This is a genomic window from Geodermatophilus sp. URMC 63 (assembly GCF_053502565.1).
On sequence record NZ_CP199956.1, the window covers coordinates 4,497,101 to 4,510,826 of the forward strand.

Annotated in this window: 13 protein-coding genes, 2 pseudogenes and 1 other annotated feature; of the genes and pseudogenes, 8 read left to right on the plus strand and 7 right to left on the minus strand. The window is 70.6% G+C overall.

Annotation, left to right across the window (positions count from 1 at the left end):
• Positions 1 to 570: 570 nt before the first annotated feature.
• On the minus strand, positions 571 to 1,530 hold the full coding sequence (locus tag ACWIZO_RS21880) for a TIR domain-containing protein (protein WP_448639724.1): 960 nt from the start codon (positions 1,528 to 1,530) through the stop codon (positions 571 to 573).
• 550 nt (positions 1,531 to 2,080) lie between these two features.
• Between ACWIZO_RS21880 and ACWIZO_RS21885 the strand changes: the two genes are divergently transcribed.
• From ACWIZO_RS21885 to ACWIZO_RS21900, 4 genes are all read left to right on the plus strand, one after another.
• On the plus strand, positions 2,081 to 2,893 hold the full coding sequence (locus tag ACWIZO_RS21885) for an ISAs1 family transposase (RefSeq protein WP_448639725.1): 813 nt from the start codon (positions 2,081 to 2,083) through the stop codon (positions 2,891 to 2,893).
• 48 nt (positions 2,894 to 2,941) lie between these two features.
• The gene (locus ACWIZO_RS21890; RefSeq protein WP_448639726.1) at positions 2,942 to 3,268 is read left to right on the plus strand and encodes a transposase; all 327 of its coding nucleotides are present in this window, start codon (positions 2,942 to 2,944) and stop codon (positions 3,266 to 3,268) included.
• Positions 3,226 to 3,354, plus strand: a sequence feature (AL1L pseudoknot). (Overlaps the previous gene by 43 nt.)
• Positions 3,313 to 4,017 (plus strand): IS3 family transposase, encoded by a 705-nt coding sequence (locus ACWIZO_RS21895; RefSeq protein WP_448642987.1) that lies wholly within the window; start codon positions 3,313 to 3,315, stop codon positions 4,015 to 4,017. Its footprint overlaps the feature before it by 42 nt.
• Positions 4,018 to 4,325: 308 nt before the next feature.
• Positions 4,326 to 5,564 (plus strand): IS110 family transposase, encoded by a 1,239-nt coding sequence (locus tag ACWIZO_RS21900; protein ID WP_448639727.1) that lies wholly within the window; start codon positions 4,326 to 4,328, stop codon positions 5,562 to 5,564.
• Between the two features lie 34 nt (positions 5,565 to 5,598).
• On the opposite strand, the gene ACWIZO_RS21905 is transcribed toward ACWIZO_RS21900, so the two are convergent.
• Positions 5,599 to 5,859 (minus strand): hypothetical protein, encoded by a 261-nt coding sequence (locus ACWIZO_RS21905; protein WP_448639728.1) that lies wholly within the window; start codon positions 5,857 to 5,859, stop codon positions 5,599 to 5,601.
• 74 nt (positions 5,860 to 5,933) lie between these two features.
• Between ACWIZO_RS21905 and ACWIZO_RS21910 the strand changes: the two genes are divergently transcribed.
• The 3 genes and pseudogenes from ACWIZO_RS21910 to ACWIZO_RS21920 all read left to right on the plus strand — a co-directional run bounded on the left by ACWIZO_RS21910 (position 5,934) and on the right by ACWIZO_RS21920 (position 7,560).
• Positions 5,934 to 6,842 (plus strand): transposase, encoded by a 909-nt coding sequence (locus ACWIZO_RS21910; protein WP_448642988.1) that lies wholly within the window; start codon positions 5,934 to 5,936, stop codon positions 6,840 to 6,842.
• Positions 6,821 to 7,042 (plus strand): annotated as a pseudogene (locus ACWIZO_RS21915) (integrase core domain-containing protein); the annotation flags it as partial. The gene ACWIZO_RS21910 and the pseudogene ACWIZO_RS21915, both read left to right, overlap by 22 nt.
• A 161-nt stretch (positions 7,043 to 7,203) precedes the next feature.
• Positions 7,204 to 7,560: a hypothetical protein gene (locus tag ACWIZO_RS21920; RefSeq protein WP_448639729.1), complete on the plus strand. Its 357-nt coding sequence runs from the start codon at positions 7,204 to 7,206 to the stop codon at positions 7,558 to 7,560.
• A gap of 493 nt (positions 7,561 to 8,053) precedes the next feature.
• Here the strand turns inward: ACWIZO_RS21920 and ACWIZO_RS21925 are convergent, their stop codons facing one another.
• The 3 genes from ACWIZO_RS21925 to ACWIZO_RS21935 all read right to left on the minus strand — a co-directional run bounded on the left by ACWIZO_RS21925 (position 8,054) and on the right by ACWIZO_RS21935 (position 11,351).
• Positions 8,054 to 9,013, minus strand: coding sequence for a collagen-like protein (locus tag ACWIZO_RS21925; RefSeq protein WP_448639730.1), 960 nt, complete (start codon positions 9,011 to 9,013; stop codon positions 8,054 to 8,056).
• 1,793 nt (positions 9,014 to 10,806) lie between these two features.
• Positions 10,807 to 11,088: a type II toxin-antitoxin system RelE family toxin gene (locus tag ACWIZO_RS21930; RefSeq protein ID WP_448639731.1), complete on the minus strand. Its 282-nt coding sequence runs from the start codon at positions 11,086 to 11,088 to the stop codon at positions 10,807 to 10,809.
• Positions 11,085 to 11,351: a type II toxin-antitoxin system Phd/YefM family antitoxin gene (locus ACWIZO_RS21935; RefSeq protein ID WP_448639732.1), complete on the minus strand. Its 267-nt coding sequence runs from the start codon at positions 11,349 to 11,351 to the stop codon at positions 11,085 to 11,087. The genes ACWIZO_RS21930 and ACWIZO_RS21935 overlap by 4 nt, the downstream gene beginning before the upstream one ends.
• A gap of 821 nt (positions 11,352 to 12,172) precedes the next feature.
• Here ACWIZO_RS21935 and ACWIZO_RS21940 point away from each other — a divergent pair.
• Positions 12,173 to 13,000 (plus strand): transposase family protein, encoded by an 828-nt coding sequence (locus ACWIZO_RS21940; protein ID WP_448642989.1) that lies wholly within the window; start codon positions 12,173 to 12,175, stop codon positions 12,998 to 13,000.
• 102 nt (positions 13,001 to 13,102) lie between these two features.
• On the opposite strand, the gene ACWIZO_RS21945 is transcribed toward ACWIZO_RS21940, so the two are convergent.
• Together ACWIZO_RS21945 and ACWIZO_RS21950 are read right to left on the minus strand one after the other, a co-directional pair.
• Positions 13,103 to 13,261: a hypothetical protein gene (locus ACWIZO_RS21945; RefSeq protein ID WP_448643014.1), complete on the minus strand. Its 159-nt coding sequence runs from the start codon at positions 13,259 to 13,261 to the stop codon at positions 13,103 to 13,105.
• 220 nt (positions 13,262 to 13,481) lie between these two features.
• A pseudogene (locus tag ACWIZO_RS21950) lies at positions 13,482 to 13,724 on the minus strand (RNA polymerase sigma factor); the annotation flags it as partial.
• Positions 13,725 to 13,726: the final 2 nt, after the last annotated feature.

Below are 13,726 nucleotides of genomic sequence, written 5' to 3' on the forward strand. Positions count from 1 at the left end.
AGGCTTCCTAGTGTCGCATCGATGTTCCTCCCCCGAGCCCCGAGTATCCCCTGGAGGCCTCGCTGAGGTTCGTCCGAGGGAGAAGACAGGGACGCGCATGCAAGTTCCGCAGAAAGCGAACAGGCTTCCCCATGTTGGCGCTGCACCTTCCGCAGATTAAGCTACTCCAACACCGCCTCTCGCATCCCATCCGGCCTCAACCCGCAGCATTCGTAGTCTGCCCTCTCCAGCTGCTGCGGGGCGCCGATGTGGGGCGGCCACCCGAGGCCGCCCGAACTTAGCAACGGGTGTGTTCGCCGGGAGCCATCCCCGCGCTCAGTCCCAGCTTCGCTCCGGTGCAGGTCTGACGCAGATGACATCCGTCCTCCTCGTGCTCCGGCGGTGGATGTGAGCGCAAGCAGGCGCTCGCCGGTGGAGCCGCCGCTGACTGTGCCCGTGCGACCGCGCCGAGGGACGGGCAGTACCACCCGAGCGGACGAGGGACCTCGGGCAGTCTTGGGGCCGTCCGTGCGCAGCCGAAACCGTGACCTAGCTGCCTCCGGGACCGCATACGGGGCGTCACCGATGTGATCAGGCCTCCAGGTATCGCCGGACGAGGACGAGATCGTGCTGGGCGGCCGGGTAATCGCACATTCCCTTGCGCTCGGCTGCACGGATGGCGGCGAGGATGAAGAACTCAGCGGCGTGGAGGTCCCGTTCGAACAGGAGGATGCTCCCGAGTCCGTTGAGTGCAGAAGGGTCCATTGGATCGATCCACAGCGTCTCGAAGAAGCGCCGCTCGGCACGCGACAACAGCTCGTCGGCAGGGGCACGACCGGCCTGGATTGCATCCCAGTGCTTGAGCATGTAAGCGTTCTTCAGGTGATAGCCGTCCAGGTTCACGATCATGGGATCGAGGGGCCAGCGCGCTCGGGCCTGCGCCATGACGTCGTCGAGCGATCGCTGCAGATCGACAGCAGCCTGTAGCGACTGTCCGAGTGCACCAGTCATGTCCTCCTGGCCGTGAGCGATGGTGCGGATCATCCGCCGTAGCTCGTCCGACTCGCTCCGCATCACCGGGGCCAGCCGTGTCGGTACCCCGGTCGCATCGCGGATCGCGCGCCGGAACAGCGGGCTGGCCATGGCACCTTCCTTGCCGAGGTCCAGGCGGACGGTGTTCCCCAGACACTGCGGCAGCGGTGTTGCATCCAAGACACACGGCAGGATCAGCCGCTGCTGGTGCAGCGCCATCAGCCACTCCGAGTTCACCCAGCGCGAGGCCGCGGCCGCCTCGGACCAGAGCAGCAGGAGCGATCCGCATTCCAGGATGGAGCGCTGCAGCTGGGGTCCGAGTAGCTGACCGAGCCAGATCTCGGAGTCGTCGAGCCAGATGCTCAAGCCGTCGTCCTCCAGCGCAGCCTCGAGCCGGCGAGCGGTGTCTCGATCCTGCGAGGAGTGACTGAGGAAGGCGTCGCACCCCCTGGGCGTGCGCCGATCTCCTGTCACGCTGTTCTCCCCATCCGACGACGTGGGCACCACGGCCGGTTCCATGCTGGGGCTGCGCTGTCACCAGACCGTCAACTATGTGTCACGCCGTCCGGCCGGGACGCAGCTGGTCGATCCCGACAACCCAGAGGCGAGAGCAACGGGGCAGCACACCGCATGAGGTGAAGCTGGGCGGCCACCGGCGAATGCGCCCCACCAGTCGGCCGCGACGTCGGCCTACAGGCCGCGCTAGGTCCGCAGCCGCTGGAGCCCCCGACCGGATCCACTCGATGTCGCGGAGGACGGTCCGAGGGCGCCGGCCACCGAGCCGCGGCACTGTCGCCACCTCGTCGCCGCGAACTACGGCGGCGACGGCGAGGGCCCTCGGACTCCGCGGCCCACGGCATGGCGAGGCTCCGCCCCGGCCGGCGCGCTCCTCCTCGAGTCCCTGCGCTTGGTGGTCGAGTCATCGACAGCACCCTCAGCGGCCAGCTGGACCTGCAATGACAGATGGTCGCTTCCGGACCGGGGCTGGCTCAGGGCCGCTGCAAAGTCGGGCAACGAGCGCTTGAGCTGGGAGTTCGGGGGCGGGCACGGGCCGTGTGGTGATCTGAAGGTGATTGAAGCCGTCGATCACCAGCGAGAGGCCCGTGCCCGCGAGTTCATCTTCCCCGTCCGCGTGCTCAACACTGTCGCCGAGGCCGGCCTGCCACCCGAGGCGCTGGGTGCGGCCGAGTCGATCGGTCTGCTCCAGGCCCTGTCTGCGGTTCCTGACCCGCGTAAGGCGCGGGGCCGTCGTCACGGTCTGCAATCGATTCTGCTGCTCGCGGTCGGCGCCGTGCTGGCCGGCGCCCGCTCGTACGCGGCGATCGCGCAGTGGGCCGTGCACGCCGAGCAGGCGGTGAGCGTCTGCGGGCCGACGCCGCATGCGACCACGTTCGGCCGGGTGTTGGCCGCCGTCGATGCCGCCGCGCTGCAGCGGGCGCTGACCGGCTGGGTCCTGGCCCGCCGCCAGGACCGGCAGCGACAGCGCGCCCAGCATGTTCGGCCGCGCGGTGAGGTCCGTGCGGTGTTGGCCGTCGACGGCAAGACCCTGCGCGGCGCCCGCGACGGCCCCGGTGGACAGGCCAAACTGATCGCGGTCTTCGATCACGCCGCGGGCCTGGCGCTGACCCAGGCCGAAGTGAACGGCGGAGACGAGCTGGCCGCGGTCACCACCGTCCTGGACACCGTGCCTGACCTGCACGACCTCGTGGTCACCGCCGATGCCTTGCACTGCCAGCGCGCACACGCGAACTATCTGCACAACCGCGGAGCCCACTACCTGTTCACCGTCAAGAGCAACCAGCCGACGCTGCGCACGGCGCTGGCCCGACTGCCCTGGGCGCAGGTGACCGGGCTGCGCGAGCGCCATGTTGGACACGGCTGAACCGTCCCCGGTCTCGTAGCGGGTCTGAATCCACGGGAGAGTGGAGTCGTGCCCGCACCGAGGAAGTACCCAGACGAGCTGCGTGAGCGAGCGATCCGCTTCGCCTGCGACCTCGTCGACGGTCCGGAGAAGCTGAGCGTCAACGCCGCCTGCCGCCGGGTCGGTGAGCAGCTGGGCATCCAGCCGGACACGCTGCGGAACTGGGTCAAGCAGGCCCGTGTCGACGCCGGCGCCGAGCCGGGGCTGACCACCGATGAGCGGGCCCGGCTGCGTGAGCTGGAGCGGGAGGTCCGCGAACTGCGCCGCGCGAACGCAATCCTGACGACGGCCTCGGCTTTCTTCGCGGCGGAACTCGACCGCCCCGCGCCGCGCTGATCGACTACATCGACACCTACCGGGAGCAGTTCGGGGTCGAGCCGATCTGCCGGGTCCTGCATGAGCACGGCCTGCAGATCGCCCCGAGCAGCTACCGGGCGGCCAAGCGGCGGCCGCCCTCGGCCCGCGCGCAACGGGACACCGTGGTCCTGGAGCGCATCCGCACGGTGCACGGCGACCGCAAGATCGGCCGCGGGGTCTACGGCGTGCGCAAGGTGCACGCACAGCTGCGCCGCGAGGGGGGCGTGGCCGGCCGCCGGGTCTCCCGCCGCCAGGTCGAGCGGCTGATGCGCACCGAGGGGCTGCACAGCGCCCGCCGCGGCCGGGCGTTCAAGACCACGCGAGCGGACGCGGCGGCGGCCCGACCGCCGGACCGGGTGCAGCGCGACTTCACCGCACCGGCGCCCAATCGGCTGTGGCTGGTGGACTTCACCTACGTGCCGACCTGGTCGGGCATGGCGTTCACCGCCCTCGTCCACGACGCCTTCAGCCGGCGGATCGTCGGCTGGCGCACCGCCTCCTCCATGCCCACCGAACTGCCGCTAGACGCCCTGGAGATGGCGTTGTGGACCCGTGAACGCGCAGGCGAGGACGTCGTCGGCGTCATTCAACACAGCGATGCGGGCAGTCAGTACACCGCGATTCGGTACCAGGACCGACTCGCCGACGCAGGTGCGGTCGCCTCCATCGGCAGCGTCGGCGACTCCTACGACTGCGAGCATTCTGCTGTCGCTGCGGCGGTGGCCTGACCCCTGTTACGACCGGCCCTGCGGGTGCCTTCGCGTTGACGTGTCGACCATCGCCGCAGCGACGCTTCGACCACTGGTCGGGCGGCAGTGACCTCATAGGAGTGGTTGTGGCCGTGGCCCACCCTGCCGGATGAGAATCGGTGGGCCGTCGCCTCGGTCAGACGCCGTGATTGCTTGGTGCCGCGAACCCGCATAGGAGTGTGGCGTGGAGGCTTGAGGCACCCTGTCCTGCTGCTGCGAGCGCGAACCTCAGACTCTTCGATGGCAGGCCTCCCCGGGGCGACGTGCCCGTCGGGGAGGAGGCCGGCATGGACGTTCTGGTGGAGCGCTGCGCGGGGTTGGACGTGCACCGGGACACGGTGGTGGCCACGGTCCGGGTGCCCGCCCGCGGCAGGCGGGGGCGGGAGCAAGCCACCCGCACGTTCGCGACCACGACGGCGGGGATCTGCGCGCTGGGGGACTGGCTGGCCGAGCACCGCATCAGCCGGGCCGGGATGGAATCGACCGGGGTGTACTGGAAACCGGTCTACTACCTGCTCGAAGACCAGCTCGAGGTGTGGCTGATCAACGCCGAGCACCTGCACCACGTCCCCGGCCGCAAGACCGACGTGGCCGACTTGGCGTGGATCGCGCAGATGATCGAGCACGGGCTGGTGCGCCCCAGCTTCGTCCCACCCCCGCCGATCCGGGAACTGCGGGACCTGACCCGGCACCGGCGCACGCTGGTCGAGGAGCGCACCCGGGTCATCCAGCGGCTGGAGAAGGTGTGCCAGGACGCCGGGATCAAGCTGACCAGTGTCGCCTCGGGGCTGCTGACCAAGTCCGGGCGGGCGATGGTGGAGGCGCTGGTGGCTGGCCAGTCCGATCCGGCCGTGCTGGCCGAGCTGGCCCGCGGCCGGCTGCGGGCCAAGATCCCCGCTCTGCAGCAGGCGCTGGCCGGGCGGTTCCGGACCGGGCATCACGGGCTGCTGGTCGCCCAGATGCTGGCCCACATCGACTTCCTCGACGCTGCGATCGCCGACCTCGACGCCCTCCTGGCCACCGCCGCGGAGCCCTTTCGTCCCATCCTCGGGCGGCTGACCACGATTCCCGGCGTCTCCGAGCGCACCGCGCTCATGCTGCTGGCCGAGTGCGGAGCCGACATGAGCGTCTTTCCCACCGCCGCGCACCTGGCCAGCTGGGCCGGCATCTGCCCGGGCAACAACAGCTCCGGCGGCCGGCCCAGATCCGGGCGCACTCGGCATGGCTCGGTCGCCCTGCGCACCGCGCTGACCGAGGCCGCACACGCCGCCGCCCGTACCAAGGGCACCTATCTGGCCGCCCACCACGCCCACATCCGCAGCCGCCGCGGCGTGGCCAAGGCGATCGGGGCCACCCGCCACGACCTGCTCATCGCCTACTGGCACGTCGTCCACGACGGCGTGGACTACGCCGAGCTGGGACCGGACTGGGCGCAGCGCCGACGCTCACCCGAACACCGCATCCGCAAGCTCGTCCACGAACTGGAGAAACTCGGACAGACCGTCACCCTCGGACCCGCCGCCTGACACCGGCCCGACATCCCAGCAGCGGTTCCGGGATTCACACCTCAGCCTGATCGCAGCAGGTCCCATCGCAGTCCTGTCCGCCGACCCGACCAGCGGCACGACCGTGATCTGTGAGGAGACCTCGGCCATGACCAGAATGCTGCTGCGTCGCGACGATGTCATCGTCGGCGTCGATACACACAAGGACGAACACGCCGCCGTGCTGCTCGATGGCCTCGGCGGCAAGCTCATTGAGCTTTTCGTGCCGGCCACCGTGGACGGGTTCGTGCACCTGCTCGCCGTCGCGACTGCGCACGTCGGCTCAAGTGGCCGCCTGGTGGCTTCGGCGTCGAGGGCACCGGCTCCTACGGGATCGGCCTCGCTCGCTTCCTGCGCCGGCAGGGACACAAGGTGCAGGAGGTCAACCGGCCGCCCCGCAAGGGCGAGCGTCGGTTGTCTGGCAAGAGCGACACGATCGACGCTGAGCATGCTGCCCGGCAGGTCCTCACCGGTGCTCGATTGGCCACGCCGAAGACCGCCGACGGCAGCATCGAGTCGCTGCGGCTGCTCAAGGTCGCCCGCGATACCGCGGTCAAGGCGCGCACCGCAGCCATGATCACGCTAAAGGCGACGCTGGTGACGGCGGCCGACGATCTGCGCGCCGAGCTCGAGCCGCTCACCGATCACAAGCTCATCCAGGCCTGCGCCGCGTTGGACTCCGCCGCGGACCCCGTCGATCCCGACGCCGCCATGCGACATGTGCTGAGCTCACTGGCGCGACGGTGGCTGCAACTGCACGAGGAGATCAAGGCTCACAGCAGGCACCTGAAGAAGCAGACGACAGCCGTCGCCCCGCGGCTCATTGAAGCCGTCGGCATCGGGCTCGACATCGCTGCCGAGATGCTGGTGACCGCCGGCGACAACACCGACCGGGTCCGCTCCGAGGCCGCCTTCGCCAAGATGTGCGGCGCCTGCCCCATCCCCGCCGGCTCCGGACGAACCAACGGTCGTCACCGTCTCTATCGGGGCGGGAACCGGCAAGCCAACGCCGCGCTCTACCGAGCCGTCATCGTCCGGATGCGCTGGCACCCAGCCAACGATCGACTACGTCACCCGTCGCACCGCCGAGGGCCTCTCCAAGCGCGAGATCATCCGCTGTCTCAAGCGCTACCTGGCCCGCGAGATCTACCGCCTCCTCCCGGCTCCTGTTCTGCAGCAGCCACCGGCGCAGGAGGTGACACTTCCCCTGCGAGCCGCTTGACGGATATAGGAGCTTCAACGCCCAAGCCGAGAGCCTGATCGGTCTGTACAAGACTGAGTGCACCCGCCGCGACGGGCCCTGGCGCACCGTCGAGGACCTCGAGCTGGCCACCCTGTCGTGGGTGCACTGGTTCAACACCACCCGACTGCACAGCACCCTTGACCACAGGCCCCCGGTCGAGGTCGAGCAGGAGTACTACCGTTCCATCACCGCCGAGCAGCAACCGCTGCCGGCATAACCGCCCCGCTACAAGACCGGGGACGGTTCAGTCTGGCTGGCCCGGGAGCGGGGGCACACGGTGTTCGCGGTGACCCGGACGGCCAGCTGGCGCGGGACCTGGTCGAGGGACGAGAGGGCGAGTACGCGATCCTGGCTGCTTCGTCGCTGAACTGGACGCAGGTGCGAGCACCACGCTGGCTGACCGGCCGCTATCGGCTCTCCGAGGAGGCGCCCGGCCTGGGCGCAGCGCCGGTGGCCGGGGCCGACGTGGCGCCGGTGGTGCTGGACCTCGTGATCAGCCCGCAGCGGCGGTCCGCCGCCCCGACCTGGTGGCGGCGACCGGTGACCGTGCTCGTCCCCAGCGCCACCGGCACCGTCGGCAGTGAGGTGGTGCGCCCGGCTGGCGAGGGCAGCTTCGCCGTCCGGGCCGGCGCGCGGGACCGCAGCGGGCGGCCGCCCTGCTGCCCGCCGGCATGCCGTCCGCCCGGCCGTGACCCGCTCCTCCCCATGAGGCGCTCGAGCGGCGCGGGGACGTGACCGGACTGACCTGGACGCACCTGCGGCCGGCGCACTCCCCGTCGGACCTGGTCACCGTGCACCGGCCGAGGTGCACGACCGCTCGGAGAGCACGGTGCCCGCCGGCGAGGGCCGCCCGGACGGCGAAGGGCGCCCCGGGTCCGCGGTTGCGGACCCGGGGCGCCCCTCGATTCTTGCTGCGCTGATCAGGCGATGCTGATCAGGCGATGCTGATCAGGCGATGCTGATCAGGCGATGCTGATCAGGCGATGCTGATCAGGCGATGCTGATCAGGCGATGCTGATCAGGCGATGCTGATCAGGCGATGCTGATCAGGCGATGCTGATCAGGCGATGCTGATCAGGCGATGCTGATCAGGCGATGCTGATCAGGCGATGCTGATCAGGCGATGCTGATCAGGCGATGCTGATCAGGCGATGCTGATCAGGCGATGCTGATCAGGCGATGCTGATCAGGCGATGCTGATCAGGCGATGCTGATCAGGCGATGCTGATCAGGCGATGCTGCGCACGTTGGACAGGTCGGCGCCGGTCTGGCTGTTGGCCGCGGCGTCGGTGTCGACGATGGCGCGCAGGACCAGCCCGCCCTGCAGCTTGATCAGCCGCGAGGTCAGAGTGGCCAGGTAGCGAGCGCCCACCCGCGGATCCAGCACGGTGCGCGGCGTGACGTCCAGCGCCGCCTGCTTCACCTTGGACGCCAGCTCGGCGGGGCTGGGCTGGTGGAGCCACGCCGGACCCGAGGCGCCCTGCGGACCCTGCACACCGGGCAGGCCCACCGGGCCGGCCGGACCGGCCGGACCCTGCTCACCCTGCGGGCCCTGCAGCCCGCGGACACCAGCAGCCCCCTGCTCGCCCTGCAGACCGGGCAGACCCTGGATGCCGGGCAGGCCCTGCTCACCCTGCTCGCCGGTCTCGCCGATCACGCCGCGCGGGCCCTGGACGCCGCGCAGGCCCTGCTCCCCCTGCAGCCCCTGCTCACCAGCCACACCTCGCGGGCCGGTCTCGCCGCGCAGCCCGGGCGTGCCGGCCGGGCCCTGCGGACCCTGCTCGCCGGGGCGACCGGTGGAGCCGGGCAGACCCTGCTCGCCCCGCGGGCCGGTCTCCCCCTCGGGCCCCTTCTCGCCCTGCAGGCCGGTCTCGCCCTGCGGGCCCTGCTCGCCTCGGGGACCGATCGGTCCCTTCTCACCGCGGTCACCGACCGGACCGATCGGACCGGTCCGGCCTTTCTCACCCTTGTCACCAGGCTCACCAACGGCGCCGACCGGACCCCTCTCGCCCTTGTCGCCCCGCTCGCCGACCGGACCGGCCGGGCCCTTGGGACCCTTGTCGCCGGGCTCGCCGGCGGGGCCGACCGGACCGGTCGGGCCCTTCGGACCGCGGTCGCCGTCTTCGACGGTGACGTCGACGGGAACCTCGACGGTCTCGCTGCGTGTGGTGCTCTTCGACTGCGCCATGGTTGGAATGGCCTCTCAGATGGGTGGTCATGGGGTGGGCGGCGGCTGGATGGCCACCCGCGGTTCGGCTCGTCCCGGCCCGCGCTGAGTCGGGCGGATGCCGGCCCGGCCGGCGTCGGACGGGTCTGGCCCGAGAACCGCTCCGCCCTTCCGTGCCCCGTGGCAGCGGCAGCAAGCGCACGACCCCTTGTGAGACGTGCCACCACGACAACCGGCGGAGGCCAACAGGTCACCGACCGATCAGCGGGGATGATCACTGGCGTCGATGAGTGCGCCGCATCGCTCGAGAGCACGTGTCCGGCGACGTCGCGTCACGTTGGCGTGGGCCAGCCGAAGTCGGTGGCGCGGCGTCAGCGCGGCATCAGCGGGGACACGAAGACATCCGGGCTCGTGTACTGGTCGCCTTCAGCAGCTCCGCCCCACGTCCGGAGGCCCTCCTCCACGAGATCAGCCGGTCGAATCCCGTCATCACACGTCCTCGACCGACATCTCCGGTCACCACACCTGATCCTGGTCGGCGGCGTGGCGATGATCGGCTACGCCGTGTACCTGCAGCACGTCTCCCTGCCCGGCTACACCGTGCGTGACGTGGGTCAGCGAGCGGCGCTCAGCGTCTCCGGGCTCGTTATGGTCCTCGTGGGCCGGTGCGGCTCGAGGTGCTGGCGCAGCATGCTGGTCTGCGCGGCGTCCCCCTGCACACGCTGCCGTATCCGCCGCGAGCTTCCTGGCGGCCGATGCCCACACCAGGGTCGTCCAGGAGCACCTGGGTCGCTCGTCGTGCGCCGTCACGGCCGACGTCCACAGCCCCGTCGGTCCCGTCCAGCAGCGCAAGGCGGCGGCCGGCTCGACGAGGCGCGGCGGTGGTGACCGTTGCTGTCCTCCGGCCGCGTTGCTGTACTCGTGCGAGAGGCGGGCCGGCTCTCTCGACCGACCCGCCCCTGATCTGCGGTTCTGCTGTCGGGCTGACCGGATGTGAACCTGCGACCCCGTGACCCCCAGATCTGCGCAGCGCGTCCGCAGCAGTCCGCCGAAGTGCAGATGCGCAGCTTAAGCTGCATACGGAACGACCGTGAACCGGAGTGAATGACCCGAACGAGGAGCAACGGTGGTCAGGATGGTGGTCGGCAACCGGCCTGCTGACCAGGGCTGACACCGCCCACGAACTCTCCGGGCCGCCCTCGCTCGCCGAGAGGGTGCCCGACCACTCCGCGCAGCGAGGCAGGGGCATCGCCTGTTGGACGACACAGGTCGCCCAGGGCACGTCCTGACCGACACCGTGCACGTCGACCGCCCGGCGGTGGGGCCCGCGGCTCCTCGCGGACTGCGGGTCACGCCGCAGGCGGCTGGACTCCGGGTAGTGAGGCCCGGGAGCCGGATCAGGCGGGGCGCCGCCCAGCAGGTAGCGGACCGCTGTCTCGCCGAGGTCGGCGACGAAGGCACCGTCGTCACGGCGGCGGAGTGCCGCAGCGTGTGCAGTCCGGCGTGCGCGAGGCCGGCCCTTGCGGCGGCGACCTCCGGAGAACGTAGGACGTTGCGGGGATCGCAGGGCTCGCCGGTCCCGGTGGTGACGACGAACCCGGTCTGCTGCCAGAGGGAGCCGGCCCGCCGTCGCTCCTCGGCCTGGCTCGCCCGGATCCCGCGCAGCAGCCGTGTCGGAGATCCTCGGCCACTCGCCGATCGCCATCACCGGGGACGTCTACGGGCACGTCGCACCCGACGTCTCCTGCGACGCCGTGGCCATCCTCGGCACCATCCTCGGCGAGTGACAGGACGGGAGGCCGGCCGCAGGTCGTTCAGCTGGAGCGGTAGACGTCCCGGCGGTGGTCGACCCGCAGGACGACGACCTCGCGGGGTTCCTCGAGCACCCGGTACAGCACCCGGTAGGTCCCGCGTCGCGCCGACCAGACTCCGGCCAGCTCACCGCGCAGCGGCTTGCCGGCTCTGCGCGGGCTCGTGACGAGCGTCGTGGTCAGGAAGTCGATGACCGCTGCCGCCACCGGCTCCGGCAACCTCTCGGCGAGCGCGCGTCTCGTCGGCGACGTGAGGACCAGCTCGTAGGGCTGCCCCTCGGTCACGGCCGCAGCCGACGGACCGCCTCCACACCGCGGGTCACGTCGCCCCGTGCGTACGCGGCGTCCGCGTCCCGGATGTCTGCCAGCGCCTCCGCGTCGTTGAGGACCGACAGCGTCTCCTCGAGGGCATCGAGGTCGTCGGGACTGATCAGGACCGCTGCGGCCCGGCCGTTCCGCGTGATCACCACGCGCTCGTGCTGGTGCTCCACCCGGTCGATGACCTCAGACAAGTGGTCGCGGACCACCCGCAGCGACTCGGTGCTCATGGCCACAATTGTGGCGCCCCGAGGCCCGTGACGTCCAGAGCCAGGTATCCGTCGGGGAGCCCCTACGGCTCCGCCGGGCGTCGTCTCCGAAATGAGTGAGGGTGACCTGCTGGTGGTCAAGACGGTGGTCAGACCCCCAGGAGAACAGTCAGGGGCCGTTCCGGATCACTCCGGACACGGCCCCTGACCTGCGGTGTCCCGCTGTCTGGCTGACAGGACGTGGACCTGCGAACCTTTGACCCCCAGCCGTCGGCCGCCGGTGCGCACACGTTCATCCAGATTTGTCTGTGCAGCTTAACCGCTATATGGAACGACGGCGGAAGGCAGCGAACAGCACCGAACCGGGCTCGATGGTGGTCAAAATGGTGGTCAACGGTCGCCGTCCGGCCATGCCCGGACGCCTCTGGTCCATGGCACGCCTGCTCGTCACTGAGCGTCACGGCAGCCCGCAGAAGAGCCCCCCGGCTTGTGCCGTGCCCGGCGATGACTGAGGCGCTTGAGGACATCGGCGGTGTGCCGCTCCTCGCCCCCGGTCAATCGAGGCTTCCCGCAGCACGCGGTCAACCCGTCTACCTGCGAGTTGACCTCGACGTCATTCACTACCAATGGCGGACGTCGAATCGCGAGGTCAGATGCGTGCTGCGGGGCTGGATGTTGATGACTGGCACCGACCATCAACGGGGTATGCCGAGGTTTTCTCACCAGCTTTAACGGCTTGACTTGTGTCGTCGCTGGTGGCGGCCGGGTTTCAGGAAGAGGGCGCGAGCTCTCGGGGCGAAGATCGTCTCGCCAAAGGTTCTCCTCTTCCCCGGGAGCCCGCTGTGTCTCATCGTGCCAGCCGCCATGCCCACTTGGACGTGTCCGCGCCGATCCTCAAGGCCGTCACCGGATGGATCGCCCGCCACCGTCGCCGCCCCGGAACCCGACCGGCGCAGCGGGCCGGCACGGTGCACACCCACGTCGCCCTCGTGCTGCGCTGGCTGCGCCACCGCCTGGACGTGCGCACCCTCGCCGGTGAGGCAGGCCTGAGCGTCGCCCCCGCCTACCGCTACCTGCACGAAGGCCTCGACGTGATCGCCGGGCACTCGCCCGACCTCCAGGCCGTGCTCGCCGAGGCCCGAACTGCCGGGCTGCCCTTCCTCTGCCTGGACGGCACGCTGGTCCCGACCGACCGGGTGGCCGCCCGCGCCGTGGTCGACGGCCGGCCAGCACACCACCGGTGGTACTCCGGCAAGCACCACGCCTTCGGCGGCACGGTGCAGATCCTCAGCGACCCGAGCGGCTTTCCGCTGTGGACCTCCGCCGTGCGCCCCGGATCGACCCACGATCTGACCGCGGCCCGGGCGCTGGTCCTGCCGAGCCTGTACCCGTACGCCGCCCGCGGCCTGCCGGTGCTGGCCGACACGGGCTACACCGGCGCCGGCATCGGGGTTCACGTGCCGATCAAGAACCAGCCCGACGGGCCGCTGCATCCGGACAACCGCTGCCACAACCAGCTGATCACCGCCTTGCGCGCGCCCACCGAACGAGCCATCGCCCTGCTCGGCCACTGGCCAGCCCTCGACCGGGTCACCCTCTGCCCGCAGCGCATCGACGCGATTACCGCGGCCGCGCTTGTCCTGACCTCACTCGACCGCGGAACGAGGTGAGAAAACCTCGCCGATCATGAATTGGTCGTGTATGAGCTCGGTCCCTCATCGTGGCGAGGGCCCGAACACTGGAGGAACATCCCGCCCACGCGGGCCGCGCAGTCAGCTCAGTATGAAGTCCCGGAGCCCGACCGTTGTCAGCGCGCCCCGGAGGCGAGCGAGGATCCGGGCACGCGTCGGGCCGATGCTGCCGACCGGCATGCCCAGGCGGGCGCCGATCTCCTGGTAGCTGATCGCAGGAGACGCGAGCAGCAACTCCATGAGCTGCTGGTGTCGGTCGGGGGAGCTCGGCCAGCACGTGACGGACCAACTCCTGCTGCTCCTGCCGCAACGCGGCTACCTCGGGCCCGTCCTCGTCAGGGCCGTCATACCGGACGCCGCTCCCCGCAATGCGGTCCTCGTCCCAGTCGGTGAGCTGCTCACGACCCCCCTGGCGGATGACCTGCAGGCACACCCGCTGGGCAGTCGTCTTCAGCCAGCCCGCCACGTGCCCGGGCTCCCGGAGGTCGGCGATGTGCTCGACCAGCCGCAGCCACGTCGTCTGCACCGCGTCCGCGGCCTGCGCCTCGTCGAGCCGGAACCCGCGGACGACCGACCACAGCAGGCCGGCGTACTCGTCGACGATCGCGTTCCAGGCCGCCGGGTCGCCCTCGGCAGCGCGGTGGACCAGCACGGTGACCTCGGCAGGCTCCATGTCTCTGTTCCTCTCGTCCGCCCGGCGCATCG